The following is a 246-nucleotide window of genomic DNA, read 5'->3' on the forward strand; positions in this document are numbered from 1 at the left end:
AGTCCGCTCAGAACATCGCTTTTGGCACGTTGTTTCCCGATGTTCTCGAGACGACCTTCGTCTCGACCCTGCGGGATTATTTCAGATCCGGCCCTGGCGGTCTGCCCCCGAGTGATCCCCAGTACAAGATGATCCTGCCCGGGTGGATCTCCCGGCAAATTCGATGCCGTTCCCATCAAGAACGTCGACGTGATCGGATCGTATTTGGTGAAGGGATCGGTGATGGTCGAGCTTCCGGCCGGTGCG

General features: G+C 58.1%; 1 protein-coding gene. It reads right to left on the reverse strand.

The features are described from left to right. Positions 1 to 246: hypothetical protein (locus tag G8O24_RS44195; protein WP_210324929.1), on the reverse strand; the 246-nt coding region annotated here is incomplete at both ends.

It is taken from the genome of Bradyrhizobium campsiandrae (assembly GCF_014529705.1).
Lineage (GTDB): Bacteria > Pseudomonadota > Alphaproteobacteria > Rhizobiales > Xanthobacteraceae > Bradyrhizobium > Bradyrhizobium campsiandrae.